Here is a 22,162-nt window from a genome sequence, read left to right on the forward strand (position 1 = left end):
GGCTAGCGCTCCACGGGAGAGCGGCCCCGGTTGGCCATGCATTCCTCGAGTCCCGCGTAGCGCAGGCTCTCGACTGCCTTGCCGCCCCCCTTGCACTTGCGCCCGCCCGCACGGCGGGCGATACCCAGGGCACGGCGGAATGCCCACGCCATGACGGTGTCGTACCGGCTAGCGGCGCGGACGATAGCCTCGCGTGTGACCACGGACCCACCTCATTAGGTTGTTGCTTAATAGAAAGGCCGGGGCCCTGAACTGCTGAAGGGAACCCCGGCCACTCATCTGTGCTTCCACGCACATCCGACCCGCATGCCGCGCGGGCGGCGCTGCGAATCGACACCCTAGTTATATCCCAGATGAAACCTGCAACGGTCTGCAATTGTGTGCAATCGTCTGCAACTATCTGCAATTGTCTGCAGAAGTGTGCAATCGTCTGCAATTGCCTGCAGCCCCGAAAATACAAAAAGCCCCGACCGCACGGGCGGCCGGGGCAAGCATGCTGACGCGAACCAGCCATCTGATTATATTGCCGCACGTCCCAATCCGGACCGTGCGGTGGCGATGCCCACCATATCGACCCAGTCCAGGGCCGATGACATATCGGAATGCACCGACCTCACCGACACCCCCAGCGTCCCCGCGATCTCCTGCAGCGTGCGGTCCTCACAGTAGCGCAGCTCCAGAACGTCGCCCCAGCGCTTGCCCGGGTTGGCCGAGCGCACGCCCGCACAGAGCTCTCGGCCCCGCTCCACCTCGTGCCACAACTCCGACAGCTCCGCGCCGCTGCGGCGCTCGTAGTCTATGCGGTCGTCGGTGGACCTCATGAAGTCCGTCCCGTGGGCGCCCTTGCCCACGGCGTCGTAGCGCTGCGCGCGCACCTGCTCGCGCTCCCGCATCGACTCGATGACCGCCAGCCTGCGGTCGATGCCGCGCTGTGCGGCCCGAACAGTCTCCAAATATTCCCGTGCATCCATGTGACCTCCCGCGTGGTACCATGCTCTACGCCACATAGAGGATGCCAGGAGGCGTCTTTGCCAAAGGCCGCCGGCGCTTCAACGCCAGCGGCCTTAATTATATATCTACCTATGTCTACCTGCGGAAACTCAATATCTCATCGCGACCTCGCGCCGCATGGCCATGATCTCGTCGTGCGCCGGCCCAGTGGGCGCCAGGTAGCGGTCGACACTGTCGCGCTTCGGCTTGGTACCCTTGCGGCGGGCCTCCTTCGCGCGGTCCTGCTCGTGCTTGCGCCGGCAGTCCTCCGAGCAGTACTTGGCCTTCGGCGCCTGCGGGATGAAGATCCTCCCGCAGACTGCGCAGTTCCTCTCCTGCACGTCCCACATCACGGTCATCTCATCGACCTCCTGCACCTGCGGGCGCGCCGCGCCTCGATGCTCTTGCGCACTCGGCGGTTCTCGATGATTATCCGCCACAACCTCTCAAACAACCTCATCGCTTAGCCTTCCTCGACCTCTTGAGCGCGCGGGCTCGGTCGCGTTCCAGCGCACGCGCCCTCCGCTCCGTCTCATCGATCTGCGCCGACGTCACCCGCGGCGCGTCGGCCCGTCCATGCACGAGCGCCCGGCGCGCGGGACCCGACACCAGATCGGGCACCATGCGCCAGGCGGTCGCGAGGAACAGCTCGGCCGCCGAGCGGATCACCTTCTGTTCCAGCTGGACGCGAGCGTGGCCACGGCGTGCTCAAGCGATGCCTGCCCCACGCTCCCCCACGCGATCCTGTCGGACATGCCGCAGGCGGGGCACGTCACGCTCATCACGTTGGGCTCGGTCAGGGAGCGCACGCGCACGTCCTCAGCTACGGGCTCGACCCCGCACCGGAGGCACGCCTTGAACTCGACATCGTTAAAGGTCACAGCTCTCTCCCATCTCGTTTGCGATCGGTCGGTCGATGAGGTCAGCCAGGCGATAGACGGAATCTGCCGTGAACCAATACTCATCATCAGGCTCAAGGCCGAGGGCGGCTTCGACGTCATATGGGTGGATCAGGCGATATGCGTCATATTTTCTGACGTCCAAATTGCGCAGTTTCTTAGCTACCTCGCGGCGTTCATTGTCGTCAATCCTCATACAGCACCTCCAGACCGTACGCTACGGCGGCATCGTGCTCGATGCGGCATCCACGCGCGTCCTCCCAGCCTTTGCAGAAGTAAGCCGCGTGGCACAGGCTCATGTTCTCAAGCGACTTGGCGAGGTGGCAGAGCGGTATCTGCACGACGCCGCGCTCCTTCATGGCCACGTCGCTGTACCACTCGTCGGTGAACAAGGTGTTCACGAACTCGTAGCCCATCTCGCTCAGTGCGGCGCACGCCTTGTCCCTCGCCTCCACGATCTCCTCGTCTGTCTTGCCAGCCATCGGCTGGGAAATCATCGCTCGCTTCATCACCTAAAGCTCCTCTCCGCAGAACGGGCAGTACTTGATGTCCTCGATGTAGGCGGTCGCCGTCACGTCGGCGGCGGCGGTCTCTCCGCACGAGCCGTTGACTGAGACGTCGAGCTCCACGCTGGTATCCAGCTCGACCCTGGCGATCGGCTCGCCGTCGTATCGGCGCATCAGCGTCATGGAGCCCACGGACCAGCTCCGGATATCTCGGTCGGGAGCAGAGTGCAGAGACGCGATGCGCGACCCGCCGCAGAAATAGCAACTCATAAAAGCTCGCCCCCATCCCAGCCGTCGGGCATGTCCTCGATGCGGCGCCTCGTCCTATACGTGCGCACGGAGCTGATCTCGGCCTCGAACGTGCGATCGCAGCTGGGGCATACGATCTCGCTCTCGCCCTCTTCGTACTCCCACGAATCGCTAATCTCTCCCTCGCAGTAGGGGCAGATCATGCGCTCATCGGCCTCCTGCTCGTTCTCCCATTCATGCACGATGCGGAGCTCCCTTCGGCACTCATCGCACCACGAGCGCCCCTGCACGCCCACAATGGCTGCCAGCGCGGGCGAGTACTCGCGATAATTCGGCGTCGGTTTCCCGCACATGTCGCAGGTGTACATCTTCGACTCTTCCCTCACCTCGTGCTCCAATCCTTCTCGATTTCCTTCTCCTGCGCGACCATGATCAGCGCCCTGTTGAGGCATCGCCTCGCCTGGCGCAGCTCCTCGCAGATGTCGCACCCCTGTCGCAGCCTGTCGCACTCCCTGAGCGACCTCTTGGCGTCCTCGAGCCTGCCGATGGCGAGGTCGATCCAGTCGGCGGGTCCGCACACGTAGCTCATCGCGACTCACCCCTCACGCCGAAGATGTCGGACAGGATGTCGCCCGGCGCGGCCACGAAAGGCTCGGGACTGATCGGGTCGTAAGTCACCTCGAGGAAGTCCGGATAGCCGATCGTCACGCCCGTGGGCTCGCGCCCCGGAAGGAGCTGGTAGCCCCAGGCCACGCTCACCCTGTGCTCGTCCAGGACGGTCACGGTGCGCTCGATGCGCAGCCTGTAGCCGCCCATCCTCTCGGTGTCGTACGTGTCGTCGGCCCAGGGGATCTGGTGCCCGTCGAGGGCATCACGGTAGGCCCTCATCACCGCTGAGATCTCGGTCAAAGCCTCTCTCACTCTCCATTCTCAAAAGAATTAGGTGTTCTTTGCGCCGGGAGCCTCCCCGACGGCGCCGTCTCCACCGTCTAGCGGCGGGAACCAAATCGCCTGCTGCCCCAGCTGCCCCGCCGCCGTTGGCACACCATTGGCACACCCGCGCTTCGGCTTCCCGCCCTTCGGGTCCTCGCCCTTCGGGTCCTCGCCCTTCGGGTCCTCGCCCTTCGCGAGCTTGGCGATCTCCTCGTACAGGTCCTTCTCGCGCTGCCGGCGCGCAATCGCCGCGTCGCGCTTCTGAATCTTGGCCAGCAGCACGGCCTCCCTCCGCGACATGACGTTGGTCATGTAGACCTTCGTCAGGCTGAGCGGGCGGCCGTGTGAGGGGTCGGCCTTCTCGTTCCTGAGCATCTCCATGAGGGTGATCATGACGCCTCCGCTATCTGGCGATCGAGCTCGGCTATGAGCTCGTCATCGGTCTTCACGGGCTGCCACACGGCGGCGCGCTCGACCTCCTGGGAGGTCTGCCCGCCGCGGGCCTTGCGGTCCGCGTCGAAGCCGACCTGCTTGCGGCTCCAGTTGCGGGCGAGCGCCCACACGTCGGTCACGGGCAGGCCGCTCGGCAGCGTCCACCCCTGCGCGGCGTAGTGGTCGAAGAACTGGCGGGCGTCGCCCCGGAGGCAGTTGGCGGCGAAGTACGCCTCCACGTCCTCGGCCGACGGGGGCTCGAAGTCATCGGGTGCTTGGCGGGCCGCGCTATAGCCCGCTAGGGCTATCTCCTTCTCCTTCTCTTTCTGTTGGCTACCCCCTCGCCCGCTGGGTCGGCTACCCCCTTGGACACCCCCTTGGCTACCCCCTTGGGTGGTTGCGATGCCGCCTGCCTTGGCGGCCCTCGCCTGCCCCCCGAGGCTGCCGTTGACCATGGCGTCGATGCGGCCCCTCGCGAAGGTGAACGCCGCCATGTTGGTGGGCTTAAGCTTTGGCTCGATGCCCTCGTAGCCGTAGCGCAGCATCGCCCACGCGAGCGCCATGCCCTCCCTGTCGCCCAGGGCGCGGCAGCCCTCGTAGAAGTCCCTGTTGAAGTTGAAGTTATTCATCCGTATCACCTCCGCAGATCGAATCGGTAAAGGCCGCGGCGGCGGCCTGGTCGCGGCCCGGCATGACCGAGCCGTAGATGTCGAGCGTCGTCTTGACGCTCGCGTGCCCCAGACGCTCCTGGATGGTCCTCATGTCGAACCCGTTCATGAGCAGCCATGAGGCGTGCGTGTGCCTCAGGGAGTGGAACACCGTCTCCTCCGGCAGCCCCAGGTCCCTCACGAGCGACTTGAAGCGGCTCGTCACGGTGGACGGGCGCGCGATGCCGCCTGCCGGCCCGAAGGTCACCACCAGCGCCGCCGGGCCCTTGCGCGAGAGCCACGTGTCCTGCCACTCCAGGTGGCGCTGCAGCTGCGCCTCCACCGCCGGGGCGAGCGCCACGTTGCGCACGCGCCTGCCCTTGGTGTAGGCCTGCCGGTGCAGCTCGGGGTGCTCGACCGCCTGTCCCACGACGTGCAGGTCGTGCAGGGCGCGGCGCCAGTCTCGGCGCTGCAGCCCGCAGACCTCCCCGCAGCGCAGTCCCGTGTTGAGGGCGAGGTAGACCGCCATGGCCTCGGTGCGCCGCGAGATGTTGGCGCCCGAGGCGGATCGCGAGGACATGGCGGAGACCAGCGCGCGGGACAGCTCGTCGGTATCGCACTCGGACAGCGCGAAGGGCTCGACGGGGTCGGGCGAGGGCGCGGGGACGTCGAGCATGATGTCCCGCCCCAGCGCCGGCTGCCACGAGCGGTAGGCGCCCTTCAGCAGCGCGTGCATCTTGAGCAACGTCTTGGGCGACAGCCCCTTGCCCGTCCTTGGGGCGAGCAGCATACGGTAGGCGGCCGACACGTCCCAAGGCTCAAGCTGGTCGTAGGGCAGGCGCCCGATAGTCGGCTCCACCATCGTCCTGACCACGCTGCGGTACGTGGCCACGGAGTTGTCGGACAGGCCGTTGACGGGGTCGGAGATGTACGTCTCGAGCATCGAGGACAGGCGCTTGGAGCTGTCCCGGGCCGACGACGGGTCGAACGTGGCCGCCCACCTGTCGCACTCGACCTGGGCCTGCTCGCGCGTCAGCTCCGCGTCCCACGACCTGTACGGCCTGATCCGCCTTCCGGTCACGCGGTCGGTGCCCATGTAGGGGCGGGCGAACCATCTGCCGTCCGCCCCGCGCTGCACGACCGCCCGGCGGTCGCTAGATGTCTGCATCGACGCCCAGCTCCGCAGCCATGTCGCGGATCTCCCTGCGCGCGTCCAGGTCGGTGGTCTGGATGCTGTCGGCGTGCCCATGGGGGTTCGCGCCGAGCGCGGCTATGAGCACGAGCTTGCGCGCGTTCCTGTCCGGGACGCCCGCCTGGCTGAAGGCCGCGCAGAGCGTGTCGGTGCACTCGCAGGCGAGCGCGAACAGGTCGCTGATGTCGGTCGGGCCCACGAAGCAAGAGTCGCCGGAGCCGTCCCCTTTGGCGGTCGCGACCGTCGCGCAGCGGCACTCGAAAGCGCGGACCTCGCCGCACGCCTCGACCGTCACCCTGACCTTCTTCTCGCTACTCATCCCTCTCCTCCTCCTTGGCGCTCGCCTGCACCCTCTCCATGAGCCACACGTCCTCCTCGCCGGGCTCGAAGCCCGCGGAGCAGAAGATGTCATAGTGGTCGAGCCACGCCTCCGCGTCGTCGCCGCCCCAGCGGTTGTTGAGCTGGGCCATGTCCTTGGCCGCCGCCATGAGCCAGCAGCCGGCCTCGTACTCGCTGGGCCTGCAGGCCTTGAGGTTGCGGGCGAACTCGTCTCGCACGAGCCCGAAACGCCCCTCGTTCTCGGGGTGGCTGTCGCCGCCCATCGCCATGAGCAGCGCGGGCGGGTCCTCGCGGCCCACGCGCACCTCCATCATGAGGTCCTTGGACATGGCGAAGGCGCCGGACGACACGAAGCCGATCAGGCTCCTGTACAGTTCCTCGAGCGCCGCCTTCTCGCGCTCGGCCTCCTGCTCGGCCCGGATCTCCTCCTCGGTCTTCTCGGGCGCGGCGCCCGAGCCGTCATCCGGCTCGTAGAGGTCCCAGTAGCTGCCCTTCCACACGGCGACGGTGCCGGCGGCGAACTCCTTCCCCTCGAGTTTCTGGGCGGCGAGGCCGACGTTGACCCAGTCCGTGTAGTTGAAACCCTCGGGCTGCTCCTTCACGACCGGGATGCCCGCGTCGCCGAAGGCGTCGTAGTCCTCGGCCTTGGCCTCCTCGCGCTCGACGCGGCGGCGGATGCTGTCGGCCTTGCCCGCCCAGCCGTCACCGGCGGCGAGAACCGCCTCGACATCCTTCTCGTCGTCGAAGGCGCTCGCGGCCTCGAGCTGATCGAGCGTCACCTGGCGACCCTCGATACTCCCGCGCAGCCTGCGCGCCGCGCGGATCTGCCCGGCGGTGGCTCGGCTCGCGCGCTCGATGCGCTGCTCGTCGATGCCCAGCACGAGCATCTGCTGCACGCCTCGCGCGCGCTCGGCCTCGGTCAGCTGGCGCTTGTCGTCGGTGGCAAGCATGGCCACAAGCTCGTTGGCCTCGTCCATGCTCTCCGCCACCAGCGCGGACACCTCGCGGTCCTCCCCGTAGATGGACGACAGCGCGCGGTAGCGGCGCTCGCCGTCCACGATGCGGTAGACGTTGCCGTCCGCCACCACCACGGGCGGGTTCAGCGGCTCACCGCCGGTCGCCTCGATACTGCGGGCCAGGGCGCCGATGTCGCCGAAGTCCTCGCGCGGGTTCTGCTCGCTCGGGCGGATGTCGCCCAGGCGAACCTGCCTCTTCTCGAATTGCATGTCATTCCTCCTAGTAGTACATCCCGCTCGGGGCGGTCCCCTCGATGGCGCCGGCGACGGCGATCAGGCCGATGAGCGCCACGGCGCACGCGACGCTGCGCACACGCTCGGGAAGCGACTCCCACCACTCGCCGAGCCTGCAGCCGGCATCCCAGATAAGGTCGCCCATCACGCCACCCGCCTCGGTCGGCGCGCCGGCACGCAGTCGGGCGACGGCAGCGCCGGCACCGCCCCGCGCGCCATGATGGCGGCATCGATGTCCTCGCTGCGCACCACCTCGCGCGAGCTGTTGGGGTTGAGCGACGGGTAGCGCGGTATCACGCCCTGCATGACCATCGCGCGGAACGTGACGTTGTCGCAGCAGGCGTAACGCGCGCCCTTGGCTATAGACATCCACATGGCCTTCTCCTTTCATTCGTTGAGCCAATCCCTTGCCGGAGGGCCGCGCCGATAGATGCGGCCGGAGGGCGCTCCCCCGCCAAAGGGAGCGGTGCCGCCGCCCCGCCAAGTCGGCGGCGGACACCTTATGGGTCGGATGTAGGGAGTCCGGCCCCGTCGCGCCACGGGCCCCGTGGAATGGGGGCGGTGCGGAACCCGTGGCGCGACGGGGGCTGACTCCGCCGTCAGCGGCGCATGAGGCCGAGCCCGACCCCGAACAGGAACGCGAAGGAAAGTGCGAGAATGAAACCCATGGAAACCTCCTTGGAAGGGAATTGAAGATGAACAGAGCGCTCAGGGCGGCAAAGGAGAACATCGACCTGCTGGTCACCATCGCGGGCGCGGTCGGGTTCGGCTCGGTCGCCGCGATGGCCGAGGACGCCCGCCAGATGATCGCCGAGCACCCGGCCTCGTGCCTCCTCCTGACCGGCGCCGCCGCGATGCTCGGGTACGCGACCGCGCGCATCGTCACCGTGAGGGGCGCCCGGGCAAAGCGCCGGAGGATGGACGAACGGCTCTCCGCCGTATTCCTCGGCATGTCGAGGAGGCGGAAGGAACTGGTGTCCCGCGCGCTCGACGAGGGCTCCGTCAGCCTCTCCCCGCTCGATTCCGACGCCCTCGCGCTGTGCGAGCTCGGTATCTTCGGGATGCCGCCAGTCGGCTCGATACTCTCCGCGACCGACTTCTCCGTCCAGCCCGCGGTGATCAGGGCGATTATCGAGCACCGCCCCGAGTGGCTCGGCTAGCTCACCCATAGCGACCCGACCACCCACGCCGCGATGAACGGCAGCGCTGCGGCAAGGCAGCAGCGCGCCAGGCCGTAGGCCCCCTGGCCGATGCACATCCAGCCGGCGGCGTCCATCACGACGGCCGAGGCCAGCAGCGCCCGCCTCACCCCCGTCATTCCTCTTCCTCCAGATCCTTCATGGGCACGCCCTACCATTCCTCGTCGAAAGAGGGCGCGCGCACGAGCATGTCGCCGCTCCACCGGTAGCCCTTCCCCTTCACCCTGACGGTTGCATCGCTGAAGGCCGAGTAGGCCCAGCCGTGGAGCTCTCCCAGCTCGGCCGTCGAGGTCTCGACGAAGTCGATATCGAGGTCCTCGGGAAAGAGAAACTCCGCCCGGATCCTGTGCCTGAGGCTCTCCTCCGTCTCGTAGAGGATGCCGTCCCTCTCCCTGAACGTGAACGCCTGGTCGATCATGACCTTCTCCTTTCAGCAGTTCGTTAGCGAGCCGCGGCTACGCAGCCTCGTCCGTGTTCCAGCCCATCAGGTCGTTGGGCGTGCATCCGAGGGCCAGCCCCAACGCCGCGAGGCTCTCGAGCGAAGGCGTCGAGGCCTTGGCCAGATAGTTGCGGATGCTGTATACCGACACGCCCGATGCCGCGGAAAGTTCCTCAGCGGTCTTGATGTCGGCGTGAGCCATCGCAACGCGCAGGTTATGAGCGACGCGTGTGCAGATATCCGTCATTCATGTACCTCCGTTCTAGAAATCTACGTGTTTCGCGTTTGCTGATACTCATTATCTACGTGATTCACGTATTGTCAACATGATTCTAGTAACTTTCTTGATGGATATACACATTTCGCGTAGACTTCTATCTGAAGAAGGGAGAGATATATGTATGAACTCTCGATAAAGAAGATGCGCGAGGCCGCTGGATTTAAGAAGCAGCCAGACGCCGCCCGCGCCCTTGGATGGAAAGAACGCCGCTATGCATCCATCGAGCGAGGTGAAGTGAAACTAACCGCAGAGGACGCTTGCGTGATAGCCGAGGTATTTGGTTGTACGCCAAACGACCTCTGTGGATGGCCGCCTGGCTTGAATGAAGGGTTTGCCGATGACCTCGACCCCGAGGAGGGCGAGCTGCTCTACTGCTACCGGCAGAGCACCGAGAAGAGGCGCTCGAAGATCCTGGAGACGGCACGCGACCAGGCCGAGCTGTCCCAAGCTCAGGCTGCAGCGCCTGAAATCGAAGGGCTGGAAGCGGATCAAATAAGGTCCGCGTAGGCATTCGGCGGAACCACCTGAGAGATTGGCAGATAACATGGGAATGTACGATTCAATCGACCGCCTGGTGAACCTGTGCGACGAGGTCATCGAGAGCGACCCGCCCGGTCTCAGGCAGAAGGTGGTGGCTAAGTACGTGACAGCTTTCGGAGATATCATCGAGCGCGAGACCGGGACCCGGGTGATGGCAAACGTCAGCCCCGGCATGGTCGATATCACGTCCATCGAGACGATCCGCGACCTGCTGCTCGCGCACAGGGACCGCATGGAGTACGAGTACATGATGGCCAAGGCGACCGCCGACCAGATAGAGGCGAGGGCGACCGCCACCGTCGAGGCGACCGTCACGGTCGACTTCAACCAGACGATCAAGCAGATATCGAGCAGCCAGGGCCTGTCACCCGAGGACCTCGCCGCCGTGAAGCTCGCCCTCGCCGACCTGCGGTTCGCCGCCGAGGAGAAGGACGAGGGAAGCTTTGCCGAGAAGGCAAAGGACGCACTCGACCTCGCATCCAAGGCCGCAGGGCTCGTTCCCAAGGCGGCCAAGGCGATCGGCACGCTCGCGGCGCTCCTCGGGGCGTAGGCGATAGTTAAAAGAATAGGGCGCACCCGGAGGCACGCCCTACCCGACCTTCCCAACTATCGCCAAGCGAAGAGCCCGGGGGCACGTATCGATGGGAGGGGACCTTTTGTGAACTATTCTAACTGTCGGCGGGGAGATCGCAGGGCTCCCCTAGACGCCCATGTATCCGATGAGGACCCATTGACCGGTCTGCGGGCACCTCACGGCGCGCACGTCGTATTCGGATGCCAGGGAGTATGCGCACGGCCTGAGCGTCGCAAACGGGACAGGGCCCGCAGCGTCGTCCTTCACTCCAAGGGCGACGACCCTCACGGTGTCTCCGCGCTCCTGCGAAACGAGCTCGTACCCAAGGCTCAGCGGAATGCCCGTGAGCCCGTCGTAGATCATCGTGTCGCAGGAATCGTCCTCGTACGTATATGCGCCGACGCTGCAGCGAGCCATGGGTACCTCCGGGAGCGTAGATGGTGTTCATCACGATTATGACCCGCGGCGCGGCTAGGTTTTTTAGGTTTTTTCTAAAAAACCCAAGCGGCATCCCAGTTGTCAAAGATCCTTTGACAACTCCAGACATCTCCAAAAAACCAGCCGCTGATTTAATTTAATCCTTAATTGCGCTAATGAAAGGAGACCACCATGATCGTCATGCAGGAGTTCGAGGTCTACCCCGACCCCGAGGGCGGCTACGCCGTGGAGCCGTGCGGGCTCGCCGGTGCCACCGAGGGCGATACCTACGAGGAGGCCGTGGAGATGGCCGTCGACTGGCTGCGCGTCCACGCCCTGGCGGCGCTGGAGCGCGGGGCGGAGTTCGAGGGCGGCGGGTTTGGCCATGCGCCGTCCCACGGCGGGACGATCGTCACCGTCGCGACCAGCGTCGAGCTGTCCGACATCCCGGCCGTGACCGCGGCCGAGGCCGCCGAGATGCTCGGCGTGAGCACCGCGCGCGTGGCGCAGCTCTGCCGCGACGGGAGCCTGAGCAGCTGGAGGGTCGGCAACACCCGTATGGTGTCGCGCGACTCCATCGAGTACCGCATCGCGGCCAAGCCCGGGGCGGGCCGTCCGTGCAAGGCCGCGGCGGAAGCGTAACGGGCCGCACGCAAGGCAGCTATAGGATCGGGAGGAAACATGGAGGTCGACAGCGCCATCGCATCGTCCCTCATCAGCGCGGTTGCTACTATCATCGTAGCCGTGATCGCTAAGCCGTCGCAGGCAGAGAGGGGACGCAACGTGGACAGGGATATCGAAATCCTGAAGCTGCTCGACCAGATGGACCGCCCGTCGCAGGACGGCGAGATGCACGCCCTCAAGGTCGAGGTGGCGCGCAGGATGGTCAACGATCGCATGGAGGTCGGCCCCATGTCCGACCGGGAGCAGACGCTCGCGGTCGCGGCCCGCCACCCGTTCCTGACGTTCTACGCATTCTGGCTCCTGAGCTACCTGCTACTCGGCGGCGAGGACACGGAGTCCGCGACGCTGCTCGCGTGCGCCTGCTGCGCCCTCGATATCGCCAAGCACCTGCTCGGCATGCTCGACCTAAGGCTGCGGCGCAAGGAGCAATAGACATAAAAGCCCCGTGCGGCAATCTTGGCGGATCCGCACGGGGCAGTATCAAACTATAAATACTTGATAATTTACTTGATTGATAACTATCAACTGTTTATAATTAAATTGTCGAAAGGAGGAGAGATGCCCAAGGAGCAGGAGCCCGCGCAGGTGCTCAAGCGGTTCAGGAAGGAGGGCTGGACGCTATACACCGGCAAGGGCAGCCACGTGGTCGCGCGGAAGGACGGGGTCCAGATCAGCGTGCCCACCTCCAAGAAGGAGATACCGATAGGGTCGTACCGAAAGATAGCTAAGACGGCGGGGTGGCTCTAGCCCCGCCCCCTTGGGGGTCGAAAGATATGAAGACATACGTTTACCAGGCGGTGCTCACGCCCGACGAGGACAGCGGCTACGACGTGGAGTTTCCCTCGCTACCGGGATGCTTCACCTGCGGTGACACGATTGCCGAGGCGGCCGAGCAGGCCGTGGACGCGGCGAGCACCTACGTGGCCGCGCTCGTGAGGGACGGCCTCGCCGTGCCTGAGCCCGAGTTCATCGAGCCCTCAGAAGGCGGCCTCTCCATGATGGTCGCCTTCTCCACGGACGAGGGCTACATCGTGGAGGGCGAGACGGTCTCGGCGGCCGAGGCCGCGCGCAGGCTCTCCGTCTCCCCCGGCAGGATCACCCACATGCTCGACTCGGGGATCCTCACGGGCTACCGCAAGGGCCGCCGCACCTACGTGACCGTGGAGAGCATAGCGGCGCGCCTGACCGACACGCCCCGCTCGGGCAGGCCCAAGCGCCACGCGGTCGCGTAGCCGGCCCCATCGCAAACAAAAAAGCCCCGTGCGGCAATCTTGGCGGATCCGCACGGGGCATATGCCCTCCGGCAAAAGGGAAAGGCAGGACCATTATATGGCAACCAACGACAGTTCCAGGTCAAAACTCGGGTCGAAGCGCGAGGTGGCACCCGGCAAGTGGGTGATCCGCGTGCAGGCGGGCTTCCGCGCGGACGGGCGCGTGCGCCGAGTGTCGCGCACGGTCCACGGCACCGAGACCGAGGCCGACATCGCCATCGCCCAGCTCGCGCAGGAGCTCGGCGTGTCCCAGGCGGCGCACGCCGGCGTGACGCTCGACATGTACTACTGGGGCGTGTTCCGCGACTCGCCCAGCAACCGCGGCAAGCCGCGCTCCAAGGCGAGCCTGCGCGAGTACGACGGGCAGATGGACAACTACATCTCCCCCATCCTGGGCTCGACGGACATCTCGAAGATAACGCACGACATGATGCGCAGCTGCATCGAGCGCTCGGGCGCGCCGGCCAAGACCAAGACGACGCTCCGCGCCGTCATGCGCCGAGCCTTCGACGACGGCTGGGTGACGATGGAGCCCTTCCGCCGGCGCGTCATCGCACCCAAGGCCAAGCAGGCGCCCGTGGAGCCGTGGAGCATCCCCGAGGCCGCCGAGGCGCTGCGCAGGCTCGCCGCAAGCGACGACCGCGCCGATCTGGTCATGAACGCCTACCTCATCCTCGGCCTGAGCGGCCTGCGCAAGGAGGAGGCGCTGGCCGTGCGCCCGTGCGACCTCAAGGTGACCACGACCTACGACTTCGCCACCGGCGAGCCGACCGTCTCGGAGTACATCGAGGTCTGCCGCGCCTACACGGACGAGGACGGCATCAAGGAGACCAAGAACGCCCATTCCGTGCGCACCGTGCCGGTTTTATTGGCAGGCCGCGAGCGCCTGCACCAGATCATGGACGCGCTGCGCCCGTCCATAACCGTCGAGGGCGGCACTTCGGTTACGGAGCAGGTTCGCGAGTGGAGCGGGCAGCGCATCGTCAACATGCGCGGCGACAACCTCGTGCGGGCCTGGCGGCGCATGTGCGCACGCCATGACCTGCGGTATATCCCGCCCAAGGCGCTGCGCCACACGTCCGAGACCATCATGGCGGCGACCGAGGTCGACCCCCTGAGCATCATGGATCTGCACGGTCATACGGACCTGGGGACAGATTACCGCCATTACATCAAACCGGGTCTGGCGGAGCGCGAGAAGGCCGCCAGGCAGGTCGGGCGCGCCCTGCAGATCGTCGAGGGCGGCGGCGCCGACGGCGGTTTTAATGGCACCGGTCGCAGCGCCGAGACGCTCTAAGTTGCGTTTTCTAGGTCCGCGAACAGCGAAATGCATAAAACGCCCCCTGCCGCGCATAAACGGCAGGGGGCGTAAAACGCGGACGGTAACGGACGGTTATGATTCGGCTTCTCGGTAAACAAAAAAGGCCAGCGCCGAAGCGCTGACCTGTGCGTTCTTTGGTGGGCCGTCAGGGGGTCGAACCCTGGACCTTGGGATTAAGAGTCCCCTGCTCTACCAACTGAGCTAACGACCCAAAGCTAAAGTCCGTTGTGGCGGACTTTAGAGGAGATATCGTGTGGTGGGCCGTCAGGGGGTCGAACCCTGGACCTTGGGATTAAGAGTCCCCTGCTCTACCAACTGAGCTAACGACCCGATATCAACACGAAGCAAGAACTGGGGTGGGTAAAGGGACTCGAACCCTCGACCTACGGGACCACAACCCGTCGCTCTAGCCAACTGAGCTACACCCACCGTGTCCTGTGCGCTTCGCGCTCGACTATTATTGCAAGGAACGCCACGCGATGCAAGCCCCAATTTTCAAGAATTTTGAAAAGAGTTTTTCGAGACCATTTCGAGCAAATCCCACCGGTTTCATAGGAGTAAACTTGCCCCACTGCAAATGCTCGAAAGGACCGTCATGAAAGAACTCTCCAACCGCACGGCAACGTTTACCGATTCGGTCATCCGCCGCATGACACGCATCTCCAATAAGTACGGCGCTGTCAATCTCTCGCAGGGCTTCCCTGACTTCGATCCCCCAGCGCAGCTGCTCGATAGCCTCAGCACCATCGCCACCGACCCCAAGCCGCTTTACCACCAGTACTCCATCACCTGGGGCTCCCAGGCCATGCGTGAGGCGCTTGCCGCCAAGCAGGAGCATTTTATGGGCATGTCGGTAAACCCCAACGAGAATATCGTAGTCACCTGCGGCTCCACCGAGGCCATGATGGCCGCCATGATGACGGTTACGAACCCCGGAGACAAGGTCGTCATCTTCTCGCCGTTCTACGAGAACTACGGCGCCGACACGATCCTTTCGGGTGCCGAGCCTATCTACGTGCCGCTCAACCCGCCCATATTCGACTTTGACCGCGAGACACTCGAGGCGGCCTTCCGCGACAACGACCCCAAGGCCATCGTCCTGTGCAACCCTTCCAACCCTTGCGGCAAGGTCTTTACGCGCGAGGAGCTCACCTTTATCGCCGACCTCTGCAAAAAGTACGACACCTACTGCATCACCGACGAGGTGTACGAGCACATCGTCTACGCGCCCCACGAGCACGTCTATATGGCCACGCTGCCCGGCATGTTCGAGCGAACCATCAGCTGCAGCTCGCTGTCCAAAACGTACTCCATCACCGGCTGGCGTCTGGGCTACACCATTGCCCCGGCCCAGATCACCGAGCGCATCAAGAAGGTCCACGACTTCCTCACCGTGGGTGCCGCCGCTCCCCTGCAGGAAGCTGTCGTCACCGCCCTCAACTTCGACGACAGCTATTACCAGGAGGTCCTCGACCTCTACACCGCCAAGCGCGACCTGTTCTGTCAGGGACTCGGCAGCATCGGCCTCACGCACAACGTGCCGCAGGGCGCCTACTACGTCATGATGGACATCTCTGAGTTTGGCTATGACAGCGACCTCGAATTCTGCGAGGACCTCGCGTCTAAGGTGGGCGTGGGCGCCGTGCCCGGCTCGAGCTTCTTCCGCGAGCCCGTCAACCATCTGATTCGTTTCCACTTTGCCAAGCGAGACGAGACGCTTAACGCGGCGCTGGAGAACCTCAAGTCGCTACGTGATAAAATCAAGCCGCGCGGGTAAGGACGGCCCGGCAACTAAAGCAACCAAAGAAGCCCCGCACCGCCCGCCGCGTTGCGAGGCTTCTTTCTATAGCGCTTTCTTAAATAGTTTAGAGCTCTATACTTTAGTCACGGAGCAACTCGTCCCAGAGAGAGGAATACTATGGCAGAGCAGCAGCTTATCGGAGCGCTCGAGGCCGGTGGCACCAAGATGGTCTGCGCCACGGGCTATGCGGACGGTACGGTCCTAGAGCGCGAGCAGATCGCGACCACGACCCCGCAGGAGACCGTTGAGGCCGTCAACGCATGGTTTGCCGACAAGGGCATCGCCGCGCTGGGCATCGGCGCCTTTGGCCCCACCGCAGTCAACCCTGCCTCGCCCCAATACGGCAAGATCCTGGAGACGCCCAAAACGGCATGGCGCTACTTTGACCTGCTGGGCACTATCCAAAACGAGCTCAATATCCCCTGCGGCTACGATACCGACGTCAACGTCGCCTGCCTGGGCGAGGTCACGTTTGGTTGCGCCAAGGGCCTCACCGACGTGGTCTACCTGACCATCGGCACCGGCGTGGGCGCCGGCGTGCTCTCGGGCGGTAAGCTCGTGCACGGCATGATGCATCCCGAGGCCGGCCACATCCTGGTCACGCGCGACCCGCGCGACACCATTGGCGAGCACAGCGCCTGCCCCTTCCACGACAACTGTCTCGAGGGCCTCATCGCCGGCCCCGGCGTTAAAAAGCGCTGGGATGGCAAGAGCGCCGGAGACATGGCCGATGACCCGGAGGCCATGGACCTGCTCGCCGGCTATCTGGCACAGGCGCTCATGACCTACACGCTGTGCTACGCGCCGCAAAAGATCATCATCGGCGGCGGCGTGGCCGACCACACCCCCATCGTGCCGCTCGCACGCAAGAAATGTGCCGAAATGCTCAACGGCTATATCGTCACGCCCGAGGTCAACGACATCGATACCTACATTGTCAACAACAGCCTCGAGGGCAAGCAGGGCATCATGGGTTGCCTTGCCCTGGGCGCACAGGCGCTTCAGTAACAGACGCACCCACGGGGCGTGGCGCGCCCAGCAAATCCGACCAATGGAACGACGCCACCACGCCTCATATAAGCCCTCAAATAAAAAAGGCCGCCTAGGACCAAACAATACGTCCTAGGCGGCCTTTTTGGCGTACATCAGCGACCGTAAGAGATATCGGAGCACAACGCCCATTGCCGCTCCACAGCAGTCGATCATCACATCGGTGATCATGCCGGCGCGTCCCGGCACAAAGAGCTGAATCGTCTCGTCGATCGAGGGAATCAGCAGCAGGAACACCGCCGTGGGCAGCAGCACGTCAAAGGTGTGCCGGCCCTCAAAATCAAAAGCGTGCGTTGCCAGGATGCCGAGCACCATATACTCGGTAAAATGCGCGCACTTGCGAACAACAAAGTTGGTCACCCATTCATATGGAAGTCCCACGCCGTGCAGGAAACCGCGGATAGCTTCCATGACCGTTAGGCTCAGCGAGCCCGACCCCGAGCCGGGAACCAGCGAATTGCCCCAGATCAAGAGCGCCATCAGGCAGGTCACGACCGCCCATTTTCGATTCATCTTAACCATGCAGAAGTTATGCCTCCGCGCGGAGCGGCGCGAAGCTGGCGGTACCGCCCTCGATAACGCTCAGATAGGCACGGCCCGTACGCTTGGCGGTAGAGGACTGCAGGCGCTCGATCTCTTCCTCGAGGATCTGATTGACGCGCTCGTGACGACGATTTTCCATAATGCCGGCGGCAATAGCCTCGGCCCGCTCGATGCTCTCGCGCGAGATACGGGCGGTATCCTCGGGGAACACAGCGCTGTGACGGCCGACATAGGCGGGAGCAGCAGGCTGAGGGGCAGCGACGGGAGTGGGGACTGCAACAGGAGCGGGCTCGTCAATCTCATCCAGAATCGCGGTGGCGGCGGCCCACATGTCCTCGTGGCCCGAGTAATCGGCCATGGGGACATCGACCTCGAGCGAGACGTCCGGAAGGTCGCCGGTGTCGATGCGATCTTGGGCATCAATCGATGCGGTGATGGCTGCAGGTTCATCGAGGTCGTCAAGATCGATGTCCGCGGCACCGGAGATGATAGGCATGCTGGCGAGGTTTGCGTTGTACGGCGCAGCCTCAGCCGCCTGCTGCTGAGCAGGAGCGCCCCAAAGCGAGCTCTCGGCGGCACGGCGGGCGGCAACGGCCTCCTCGTCCGCGGTAATGGCTTCATCAACGTACGAATAATCGGCAGAAGCGTTCGCGTCGCCCGAGGTAGCGTTGTAGGCGTTATTGGCTGCCGCGTTGGCAACGAGTGCCACGAAAGCCGCCGTGCTGCCCGCAGGGGCGGCCTGGGAGCCCGACACGGCGCGCGCCGCGGCGGCGATGTCGTCACGATTGAAGGAGCCGGTCTGCCCGCCGTTGGTAAGCTCGTCGATGGCGACTTGATAGACGTCGCGCGAGTGTGCAGGGTCGCAGCTCACCGGCGAATCGTCGTCGAGCATACTGTCGATCATGGACCAAGCCTCGGCCTCGTCCATAGCATCTGCGGCTCGAGCGATGGTAGGGACACCATCATCGGCATGACGGCGCTGGAACGCACCAGTCAGGCCGGAAAGGTATGCCGAGGTAAACTGCTCCGCCTGAGCCTGAGAAGCAGAAGCCGCAGCGTAAGGAGTCGCATCCTGCTGCTGAGCCGGAATCGAGGCGGTCTTGAACTCACTTTGATGTTGATTGAGATTGGCAGCACCGCCCATGGCATCGGGCTGGAACAGACGCTCTTCACGCTGCGCACGGTACTCGGAGATGCCCAGCGAGGCGGCATAGATACCCACGCCCGCCACCGCGCCCACGGCGAAGGGAACCGCACCCGCCACGACCGTCTCGTTCACCGACGAAAACGGCAGCGTCGCGGCATACATAACCACGGGGGCGGCCAGGCCGATCCCGCACGAAAGTCCGGCAAGGACTGCTCGTTGTGTTGCATCAGAAGAAGCCATGAGCTCTCCCCATCTTCCAGCACCCAAATCGCATCATTCAGTTGGCTGCGCGAGAGAAGATGAAGCGGGGCTATGCCCCAAAGCAACGGTATATGGTTCGTTTCATCTGCGTTTTCCGTCGCGAAGCTTAAAAGCTATTATGCGAAACCGCCCTGTCGATTGCAAGCGACGATGTCGGATTGAAACGGGAAACCTGCTGCTTGCCAGTCTTATGGTCGATAACTGGCGCCGAGTGGCGATATAAAAAGGGCCGAGGCGCAAGCCCCGACCCTTCATCGCGCCGGCAATAACGCCGCGTGCGGTTGACGACTTAGAACGTCTGCTCGTAGTCGCTATGCTTTTTGGCCGAACGCACCAGGAACTCCTGGTTGGTGTTGGTGCCCTTGAGGCCCTTGATAAACGATGCGGCCGCGCGCTCGGTATTGTTCATGCCGGCGAGGATGCGACGCAGACCAAAGACAAACGGGCGCATCTGCTCGTCGACCAGCAGGTCCTCGTTGCGCGTACCCGAGGCAACAGGGTCGATGGCCGGGAAAATGCGGCGATCGGCCAGGTCGCGGTCGAGCTTGAGCTCCATGTTGCCGGTACCCTTGAACTCCTCAAAGATGACCTCGTCCATCTTGGAACCGGTATCGATGAGTGCGGAGGCCAGGATGGTGAGCGAGCCACCGTTCTCGATATTGCGGGCTGCACCCAGAAAACGCTTGGGCGGATACAGTGCCGCCGAATCAACGCCGCCCGAAAGGATGCGGCCTGAGGCGGGCGCCGCCAAGTTGTAGGCGCGGGCAAGACGCGTGATGGAGTCGAGCACAACTACAACATCGCCGCCCAGTTCCACGATGCGCTTGGCGCGCTCGATGACGAGCTCTGCCACGCGAGTGTGGTTGTCGGCGGGCATATCGAAGGTCGACGCCACAACCTCGCCCTTGATGGAACGCTGCATATCGGTGACCTCTTCGGGGCGCTCGTCGACGAGCAGGCAGATGAGGTGCACCTCGGGGTTGTTAATCGAGATAGACTGGCAGATTTTCTTGAGGATCGTCGTCTTGCCGGCCTTAGGCGGGGACACAATCAGGCCACGCTGACCCTTGCCGATCGGCGACACGATGTCGATGGCACGACCGGTAATGGAATCCTTGCCATGCTCCATGCGCAGCGGCTCGTTGGGATAGACCGGGGTGAGGTCGCCGAACTTGGGGCGATTGCGAATCTGCTCAGGATCCATGCCGTTGACGGTCGTGATCTTGGCGAGGCCGGCGCGCTTGTCGCCGCCGCGCGAAGGACGCAGCGAGCCCTCGATGACATCGCCCGTGCGCAGACGCGCGGAACGGATGAGGTATGCGGGCACGAAGGCGTCGTCGTTGGACTTCATGTAGCCATGGGCGTGGATGATGCCGGAGCTGTCTGGGCGAATCTGCAGAATGCCCTTGATATCGCGGAAACCCTCGGCCTTTGCGGCGGTAGTGTAGATCTCCTCGACGAGCTCGGCCTTCTTCTTGCCGGTCGTCTCGATCTCGAACTCCTTGGCCTTCTCGCGCAGCTCGGCGACCTTCATGGCCGCGAGCTCCTCGCGCGAAAGCGTGGGCTCAGTCGGAGCGGCATTGCGCTCCTTATTGCGCTGCTTGCGGTCGCGCTGACGGTTGCGGCGATCGTTGTTACGCTCGTCCTTGCGCTCGTTGCGGTCATTACGCTCGTCGTTGCGCTTGTGCTGACGGCGGTTGGGGCGAGCGCTCTCTTCGGTCTCGACGGGGGCGGTGCCATCGGTTGCGGAGGCGTCTTCGTTAGCCGAAGCATCATCGCTGGCCTCGGCATTGGAATCGCCCTGCGGCTCGGCCTCGGCATGCTGCTCGACGGCCTTGGCCTTAGCGGACTTCTTGCGACCGCGCTTGGGCTTCTCGGACGCAGACTGTTCGACGTCTTGGGGCTCGGCGGCATCAGTCGATGCATCGGCGGTCGTCTCGGCGGAAACCTCGGACGCACCCTTCTTGGCAGCCTTGGCCTTGGACGTGCGCTTAGCAGCAGTACGATGGCTGCGACCAGGACGGACGTCGGCGGGCTCGACATCGGCAGAAACGGCCTCGGAAGTCGTAGCATCCTGGACGGGCGCGTCGGCAGCGGTTGCAGGCTCGGCGGTCGCCGCAGCATCCCGAGCGGCGGCGGCTGCGGCTGCGGCCTTCTCGGCCTCGACGAAAGCCTTGGGCTTGCGACCGCGACGGTGCGGGCGCAAAGCCGGATCGACAACGGGAACTTCGCTGGCCTCGACAGGCGCAGCGGGCTCAACAGGCGATGTGCCCTCCCCTGCCGCGGAACGGACCGAAGCCTCAGCGAGCTCGGGGGTTACCTGATCGGCAACCTGCTCGGCCTTAGCAGCCGTGCGACGGCGTGTGCGCGGTACCGGCTTCTCGGTTGGCTGGTCGGCGACAGGGGTCTCGGTGGCGGCAGGCGTCTCGGGCACAAACGGAGCTGCAAGCTCGGTCAGAGCCGCGGCCTCACGCTCGGCAGCACGACGGCGGGCGCGCACCACCTGAGCCTCGCTAATCTGCGCCAACGCACGTGCCTGCGCGACCTCATCGGAAATCGGCGCCGAGGAGTCAGCTGCAACGGTACGCTTGGCGCGCGTCGTGCGCGTGGTACGGCGCTTGGGCTTGGTGACCTCCTCGCCGTCATCGGCAGGCTTGGCCGCGCGGCGCGTACGCTTGGGCTTTGCCGGAGCAGCCTCCTCACCAGTTGCAGACACGGCCTTCTCAGCCGCTACAGGCGTAGGCGTCGAAGCAGCCTTAGGCGTCTCAGGAGCCGAGGCTTGCGCGGGCGCCGCGACCTGGTCCGACGCAACCGGTGCAGCGGGAGCGGCTTGCGTCGTCGTTATTTCGTTTTCTTGCTGTTGATCAGACACAGTGTTTGCTCAACTTTCTTTTCAAGCCCTGTGATCACATGCTCCCTGCATAAACCTTCAGGGCGGCTAAACAGTCTAGTTCCGTTCAAAACGACGGACATCATTGATCTGTATCGAGATGATTGCGTCATATACGCAGCGTTAGTGTAACACAACCGCAACCACCTGCAACTTAGTCATTGGGAACGCTCTTAAACGACTAGTCAAAAGGGGCACTCTTTGGTTTACCGCCCACAAATCTGACTGCCTCCGCCAAAACTATGGCGGTTTACTACGATGAATCGCTCAACCGCGACCACTCCGAAACTTGTTGAACTAAAACCGCA

The 22,162-nt window shown here is 64.3% G+C and carries 34 protein-coding genes and 3 tRNA genes; 10 read left to right on the plus strand and 27 right to left on the minus strand.

The annotated features are described in order from the left end of the window. Nucleotides 1-2: 2 nt before the first annotated feature. From PGW49_RS03080 to PGW49_RS03160, 17 genes are all read right to left on the minus strand, one after another. Nucleotides 3-203, minus strand: a complete 201-nt coding sequence (locus PGW49_RS03080) for a hypothetical protein (RefSeq protein WP_118345936.1) — start codon at nt 201-203, stop codon at nt 3-5. 315 nt (nt 204-518) lie between these two features. After that, nucleotides 519-1,007, minus strand: a complete 489-nt coding sequence (locus tag PGW49_RS03085; RefSeq protein WP_270225473.1) for a sigma factor-like helix-turn-helix DNA-binding protein — start codon at nt 1,005-1,007, stop codon at nt 519-521. A 93-nt stretch (nt 1,008-1,100) separates the two neighbouring features. Further along, entirely contained in the window at nt 1,101-1,430 is a 330-nt protein-coding gene (locus PGW49_RS03090; protein ID WP_270225474.1) for a hypothetical protein, read from the minus strand. Between the two features lie 225 nt (nt 1,431-1,655). Beyond that, a complete protein-coding gene (locus PGW49_RS03095) occupies nt 1,656-1,871 on the minus strand; it encodes a hypothetical protein (RefSeq protein ID WP_270225475.1) in 216 nt (71 codons plus the stop codon). Next, nucleotides 1,861-2,085 carry a hypothetical protein gene (locus PGW49_RS03100; RefSeq protein WP_270225477.1) on the minus strand — a complete coding sequence of 75 codons (225 nt, stop codon included), beginning with the start codon at nt 2,083-2,085 and terminating at the stop codon, nt 1,861-1,863. Before PGW49_RS03100 ends, PGW49_RS03095 begins: the two co-directional genes overlap by 11 nt. Continuing rightward, nucleotides 2,075-2,398 carry a TIR domain-containing protein gene (locus PGW49_RS03105; protein WP_270225479.1) on the minus strand — a complete coding sequence of 108 codons (324 nt, stop codon included), beginning with the start codon at nt 2,396-2,398 and terminating at the stop codon, nt 2,075-2,077. The genes PGW49_RS03100 and PGW49_RS03105 overlap by 11 nt, the downstream gene beginning before the upstream one ends. Before the next feature lie 3 nt (nt 2,399-2,401). Next, nucleotides 2,402-2,665, minus strand: a complete 264-nt coding sequence (locus tag PGW49_RS03110) for a hypothetical protein (protein WP_270225480.1) — start codon at nt 2,663-2,665, stop codon at nt 2,402-2,404. After that, nucleotides 2,662-3,030, minus strand: coding sequence for a Trm112 family protein (locus PGW49_RS03115; RefSeq protein ID WP_270225481.1), 369 nt, complete (start codon nt 3,028-3,030; stop codon nt 2,662-2,664). The genes PGW49_RS03110 and PGW49_RS03115 overlap by 4 nt, the downstream gene beginning before the upstream one ends. After that, a complete protein-coding gene (locus PGW49_RS03120; RefSeq protein WP_270225482.1) occupies nt 3,027-3,233 on the minus strand; it encodes a hypothetical protein in 207 nt (68 codons plus the stop codon). The genes PGW49_RS03115 and PGW49_RS03120 overlap by 4 nt, the downstream gene beginning before the upstream one ends. Then, the gene (locus PGW49_RS03125; RefSeq protein WP_270225483.1) at nt 3,230-3,532 is read right to left on the minus strand and encodes a hypothetical protein; all 303 of its coding nucleotides are present in this window, start codon (nt 3,530-3,532) and stop codon (nt 3,230-3,232) included. Before PGW49_RS03125 ends, PGW49_RS03120 begins: the two co-directional genes overlap by 4 nt. 51 nt (nt 3,533-3,583) lie before the next feature. Then, entirely contained in the window at nt 3,584-3,970 is a 387-nt protein-coding gene (locus tag PGW49_RS03130; RefSeq protein ID WP_270225484.1) for a hypothetical protein, read from the minus strand. Then, nucleotides 3,967-4,638, minus strand: coding sequence for a DUF6291 domain-containing protein (locus PGW49_RS03135; protein ID WP_270225485.1), 672 nt, complete (start codon nt 4,636-4,638; stop codon nt 3,967-3,969). Before PGW49_RS03135 ends, PGW49_RS03130 begins: the two co-directional genes overlap by 4 nt. Continuing rightward, nucleotides 4,631-5,824 carry a tyrosine-type recombinase/integrase gene (locus tag PGW49_RS03140; protein WP_270225486.1) on the minus strand — a complete coding sequence of 398 codons (1,194 nt, stop codon included), beginning with the start codon at nt 5,822-5,824 and terminating at the stop codon, nt 4,631-4,633. The genes PGW49_RS03135 and PGW49_RS03140 overlap by 8 nt, the downstream gene beginning before the upstream one ends. Continuing rightward, complete coding sequence (locus PGW49_RS03145; protein ID WP_270225487.1) at nt 5,811-6,167, minus strand: hypothetical protein; 357 nt, start codon at nt 6,165-6,167, stop codon at nt 5,811-5,813. The genes PGW49_RS03140 and PGW49_RS03145 overlap by 14 nt, the downstream gene beginning before the upstream one ends. Then, nucleotides 6,160-7,413, minus strand: a complete 1,254-nt coding sequence (locus PGW49_RS03150) for a ParB/RepB/Spo0J family partition protein (RefSeq protein WP_270225489.1) — start codon at nt 7,411-7,413, stop codon at nt 6,160-6,162. The genes PGW49_RS03145 and PGW49_RS03150 overlap by 8 nt, the downstream gene beginning before the upstream one ends. A gap of 10 nt (nt 7,414-7,423) precedes the next feature. After that, complete coding sequence (locus tag PGW49_RS03155) at nt 7,424-7,582, minus strand: hypothetical protein (RefSeq protein WP_158548917.1); 159 nt, start codon at nt 7,580-7,582, stop codon at nt 7,424-7,426. After that, the gene (locus PGW49_RS03160; protein ID WP_117563949.1) at nt 7,582-7,812 is read right to left on the minus strand and encodes a hypothetical protein; all 231 of its coding nucleotides are present in this window, start codon (nt 7,810-7,812) and stop codon (nt 7,582-7,584) included. The genes PGW49_RS03155 and PGW49_RS03160 overlap by 1 nt, the downstream gene beginning before the upstream one ends. Nucleotides 7,813-8,132: 320 nt before the next feature. On the opposite strand from PGW49_RS03160, the gene PGW49_RS03165 reads away from it, so the two are divergent. Next, nucleotides 8,133-8,597, plus strand: coding sequence for a hypothetical protein (locus tag PGW49_RS03165; RefSeq protein WP_270225490.1), 465 nt, complete (start codon nt 8,133-8,135; stop codon nt 8,595-8,597). On the opposite strand, the gene PGW49_RS03170 is transcribed toward PGW49_RS03165, so the two are convergent. The 3 genes from PGW49_RS03170 to PGW49_RS03180 are packed head-to-tail and all read right to left on the minus strand — an operon-like array spanning nt 8,594 to nt 9,322. Next, nucleotides 8,594-8,755, minus strand: a complete 162-nt coding sequence (locus PGW49_RS03170; RefSeq protein WP_270225491.1) for a hypothetical protein — start codon at nt 8,753-8,755, stop codon at nt 8,594-8,596. The genes PGW49_RS03165 and PGW49_RS03170 overlap by 4 nt on opposite strands. A gap of 32 nt (nt 8,756-8,787) precedes the next feature. Continuing rightward, complete coding sequence (locus tag PGW49_RS03175) at nt 8,788-9,054, minus strand: hypothetical protein (protein WP_270225493.1); 267 nt, start codon at nt 9,052-9,054, stop codon at nt 8,788-8,790. A 37-nt stretch (nt 9,055-9,091) separates the two neighbouring features. Continuing rightward, nucleotides 9,092-9,322, minus strand: a complete 231-nt coding sequence (locus PGW49_RS03180; protein WP_238022862.1) for a helix-turn-helix domain-containing protein — start codon at nt 9,320-9,322, stop codon at nt 9,092-9,094. 150 nt (nt 9,323-9,472) lie between these two features. On the opposite strand from PGW49_RS03180, the gene PGW49_RS03185 reads away from it, so the two are divergent. Both PGW49_RS03185 and PGW49_RS03190 read left to right on the plus strand, forming a co-directional pair. Further along, a complete protein-coding gene (locus tag PGW49_RS03185) occupies nt 9,473-9,862 on the plus strand; it encodes a helix-turn-helix domain-containing protein (protein WP_270225494.1) in 390 nt (129 codons plus the stop codon). Between the two features lie 37 nt (nt 9,863-9,899). Further along, on the plus strand, nt 9,900-10,445 hold the full coding sequence (locus PGW49_RS03190; protein ID WP_270225495.1) for a hypothetical protein: 546 nt from the start codon (nt 9,900-9,902) through the stop codon (nt 10,443-10,445). Nucleotides 10,446-10,595: 150 nt separating this feature from the next. Here the strand turns inward: PGW49_RS03190 and PGW49_RS03195 are convergent, their stop codons facing one another. Further along, entirely contained in the window at nt 10,596-10,886 is a 291-nt protein-coding gene (locus PGW49_RS03195; RefSeq protein WP_117563954.1) for a hypothetical protein, read from the minus strand. A gap of 192 nt (nt 10,887-11,078) precedes the next feature. Between PGW49_RS03195 and PGW49_RS03200 the strand changes: the two genes are divergently transcribed. The 5 genes from PGW49_RS03200 to PGW49_RS03220 all read left to right on the plus strand — a co-directional run bounded on the left by PGW49_RS03200 (nt 11,079) and on the right by PGW49_RS03220 (nt 14,138). Further along, nucleotides 11,079-11,528, plus strand: a complete 450-nt coding sequence (locus PGW49_RS03200; RefSeq protein WP_270225496.1) for a type II toxin-antitoxin system HicB family antitoxin — start codon at nt 11,079-11,081, stop codon at nt 11,526-11,528. Nucleotides 11,529-11,567: 39 nt separating this feature from the next. Then, nucleotides 11,568-12,002, plus strand: a complete 435-nt coding sequence (locus tag PGW49_RS03205; protein WP_270225497.1) for a hypothetical protein — start codon at nt 11,568-11,570, stop codon at nt 12,000-12,002. A 126-nt stretch (nt 12,003-12,128) separates the two neighbouring features. Then, nucleotides 12,129-12,317, plus strand: a complete 189-nt coding sequence (locus tag PGW49_RS03210; protein ID WP_270225498.1) for a type II toxin-antitoxin system HicA family toxin — start codon at nt 12,129-12,131, stop codon at nt 12,315-12,317. Nucleotides 12,318-12,343: 26 nt separating this feature from the next. Then, complete coding sequence (locus PGW49_RS03215) at nt 12,344-12,802, plus strand: type II toxin-antitoxin system HicB family antitoxin (RefSeq protein WP_270225499.1); 459 nt, start codon at nt 12,344-12,346, stop codon at nt 12,800-12,802. Between the two features lie 97 nt (nt 12,803-12,899). Then, nucleotides 12,900-14,138, plus strand: a complete 1,239-nt coding sequence (locus tag PGW49_RS03220; RefSeq protein ID WP_270225500.1) for a site-specific integrase — start codon at nt 12,900-12,902, stop codon at nt 14,136-14,138. Between the two features lie 159 nt (nt 14,139-14,297). On the opposite strand, the gene PGW49_RS03225 is transcribed toward PGW49_RS03220, so the two are convergent. The 3 genes from PGW49_RS03225 to PGW49_RS03235 form a co-directional block, all read right to left on the minus strand. Next, nucleotides 14,298-14,373, minus strand: a tRNA-Lys gene (locus tag PGW49_RS03225). A 43-nt stretch (nt 14,374-14,416) separates the two neighbouring features. Further along, nucleotides 14,417-14,492: transfer RNA gene (locus PGW49_RS03230), tRNA-Lys, on the minus strand. A gap of 22 nt (nt 14,493-14,514) precedes the next feature. Then, nucleotides 14,515-14,591: transfer RNA gene (locus tag PGW49_RS03235), tRNA-His, on the minus strand. A 166-nt stretch (nt 14,592-14,757) separates the two neighbouring features. On the opposite strand from PGW49_RS03235, the gene PGW49_RS03240 reads away from it, so the two are divergent. Both PGW49_RS03240 and PGW49_RS03245 read left to right on the plus strand, forming a co-directional pair. After that, the gene (locus PGW49_RS03240) at nt 14,758-15,939 is read left to right on the plus strand and encodes a pyridoxal phosphate-dependent aminotransferase (protein ID WP_270225501.1); all 1,182 of its coding nucleotides are present in this window, start codon (nt 14,758-14,760) and stop codon (nt 15,937-15,939) included. A 141-nt stretch (nt 15,940-16,080) separates the two neighbouring features. Next, on the plus strand, nt 16,081-16,971 hold the full coding sequence (locus tag PGW49_RS03245) for an ROK family protein (protein WP_138112797.1): 891 nt from the start codon (nt 16,081-16,083) through the stop codon (nt 16,969-16,971). Between the two features lie 114 nt (nt 16,972-17,085). Here PGW49_RS03245 and PGW49_RS03250 read toward each other — a convergent pair whose 3' ends face one another. The 3 genes from PGW49_RS03250 to rho form a co-directional block, all read right to left on the minus strand. Next, nucleotides 17,086-17,535 carry a VanZ family protein gene (locus PGW49_RS03250; protein WP_161145054.1) on the minus strand — a complete coding sequence of 150 codons (450 nt, stop codon included), beginning with the start codon at nt 17,533-17,535 and terminating at the stop codon, nt 17,086-17,088. Between the two features lie 7 nt (nt 17,536-17,542). Then, the gene (locus PGW49_RS03255) at nt 17,543-18,943 is read right to left on the minus strand and encodes a hypothetical protein (RefSeq protein ID WP_270225503.1); all 1,401 of its coding nucleotides are present in this window, start codon (nt 18,941-18,943) and stop codon (nt 17,543-17,545) included. Nucleotides 18,944-19,253: 310 nt separating this feature from the next. Next, on the minus strand, nt 19,254-21,836 hold the full coding sequence (rho, locus tag PGW49_RS03260; RefSeq protein ID WP_270225504.1) for a transcription termination factor Rho: 2,583 nt from the start codon (nt 21,834-21,836) through the stop codon (nt 19,254-19,256). Nucleotides 21,837-22,162: the final 326 nt, after the last annotated feature.

It is taken from the genome of Collinsella aerofaciens (genome assembly GCF_027679495.1).
Lineage (GTDB): Bacteria > Actinomycetota > Coriobacteriia > Coriobacteriales > Coriobacteriaceae > Collinsella > Collinsella aerofaciens_AK.

Coding starts and splice junctions, on each gene's coding strand:
- PGW49_RS03085 (WP_270225473.1), bottom strand. CDS start 1,007: ATGTGGCGTAGAGCATGGTACCACGCGGGAGGTCACATGGATGCACGG.
- PGW49_RS03100 (WP_270225477.1), bottom strand. CDS start 2,085: ATGAGGATTGACGACAATGAACGCCGCGAGGTAGCTAAGAAACTGCGC.
- PGW49_RS03105 (WP_270225479.1), bottom strand. CDS start 2,398: ATGAAGCGAGCGATGATTTCCCAGCCGATGGCTGGCAAGACAGACGAG.
- PGW49_RS03110 (WP_270225480.1), bottom strand. CDS start 2,665: ATGAGTTGCTATTTCTGCGGCGGGTCGCGCATCGCGTCTCTGCACTCT.
- PGW49_RS03120 (WP_270225482.1), bottom strand. CDS start 3,233: ATGAGCTACGTGTGCGGACCCGCCGACTGGATCGACCTCGCCATCGGC.
- PGW49_RS03125 (WP_270225483.1), bottom strand. CDS start 3,532: ATGAGGGCCTACCGTGATGCCCTCGACGGGCACCAGATCCCCTGGGCC.
- PGW49_RS03130 (WP_270225484.1), bottom strand. CDS start 3,970: ATGATCACCCTCATGGAGATGCTCAGGAACGAGAAGGCCGACCCCTCA.
- PGW49_RS03135 (WP_270225485.1), bottom strand. CDS start 4,638: ATGAATAACTTCAACTTCAACAGGGACTTCTACGAGGGCTGCCGCGCC.
- PGW49_RS03140 (WP_270225486.1), bottom strand. CDS start 5,824: ATGCAGACATCTAGCGACCGCCGGGCGGTCGTGCAGCGCGGGGCGGAC.
- PGW49_RS03145 (WP_270225487.1), bottom strand. CDS start 6,167: ATGAGTAGCGAGAAGAAGGTCAGGGTGACGGTCGAGGCGTGCGGCGAG.
- PGW49_RS03150 (WP_270225489.1), bottom strand. CDS start 7,413: ATGCAATTCGAGAAGAGGCAGGTTCGCCTGGGCGACATCCGCCCGAGC.
- PGW49_RS03155 (WP_158548917.1), bottom strand. CDS start 7,582: ATGGGCGACCTTATCTGGGATGCCGGCTGCAGGCTCGGCGAGTGGTGG.
- PGW49_RS03160 (WP_117563949.1), bottom strand. CDS start 7,812: ATGTGGATGTCTATAGCCAAGGGCGCGCGTTACGCCTGCTGCGACAAC.
- PGW49_RS03165 (WP_270225490.1), top strand. CDS start 8,133: ATGAACAGAGCGCTCAGGGCGGCAAAGGAGAACATCGACCTGCTGGTC.
- PGW49_RS03170 (WP_270225491.1), bottom strand. CDS start 8,755: ATGACGGGGGTGAGGCGGGCGCTGCTGGCCTCGGCCGTCGTGATGGAC.
- PGW49_RS03175 (WP_270225493.1), bottom strand. CDS start 9,054: ATGATCGACCAGGCGTTCACGTTCAGGGAGAGGGACGGCATCCTCTAC.
- PGW49_RS03180 (WP_238022862.1), bottom strand. CDS start 9,322: ATGACGGATATCTGCACACGCGTCGCTCATAACCTGCGCGTTGCGATG.
- PGW49_RS03185 (WP_270225494.1), top strand. CDS start 9,473: ATGTATGAACTCTCGATAAAGAAGATGCGCGAGGCCGCTGGATTTAAG.
- PGW49_RS03190 (WP_270225495.1), top strand. CDS start 9,900: ATGGGAATGTACGATTCAATCGACCGCCTGGTGAACCTGTGCGACGAG.
- PGW49_RS03195 (WP_117563954.1), bottom strand. CDS start 10,886: ATGGCTCGCTGCAGCGTCGGCGCATATACGTACGAGGACGATTCCTGC.
- PGW49_RS03200 (WP_270225496.1), top strand. CDS start 11,079: ATGATCGTCATGCAGGAGTTCGAGGTCTACCCCGACCCCGAGGGCGGC.
- PGW49_RS03205 (WP_270225497.1), top strand. CDS start 11,568: ATGGAGGTCGACAGCGCCATCGCATCGTCCCTCATCAGCGCGGTTGCT.
- PGW49_RS03210 (WP_270225498.1), top strand. CDS start 12,129: ATGCCCAAGGAGCAGGAGCCCGCGCAGGTGCTCAAGCGGTTCAGGAAG.
- PGW49_RS03215 (WP_270225499.1), top strand. CDS start 12,344: ATGAAGACATACGTTTACCAGGCGGTGCTCACGCCCGACGAGGACAGC.
- PGW49_RS03220 (WP_270225500.1), top strand. CDS start 12,900: ATGGCAACCAACGACAGTTCCAGGTCAAAACTCGGGTCGAAGCGCGAG.
- PGW49_RS03240 (WP_270225501.1), top strand. CDS start 14,758: ATGAAAGAACTCTCCAACCGCACGGCAACGTTTACCGATTCGGTCATC.
- PGW49_RS03245 (WP_138112797.1), top strand. CDS start 16,081: ATGGCAGAGCAGCAGCTTATCGGAGCGCTCGAGGCCGGTGGCACCAAG.
- PGW49_RS03250 (WP_161145054.1), bottom strand. CDS start 17,535: ATGGTTAAGATGAATCGAAAATGGGCGGTCGTGACCTGCCTGATGGCG.
- PGW49_RS03255 (WP_270225503.1), bottom strand. CDS start 18,943: ATGGCTTCTTCTGATGCAACACAACGAGCAGTCCTTGCCGGACTTTCG.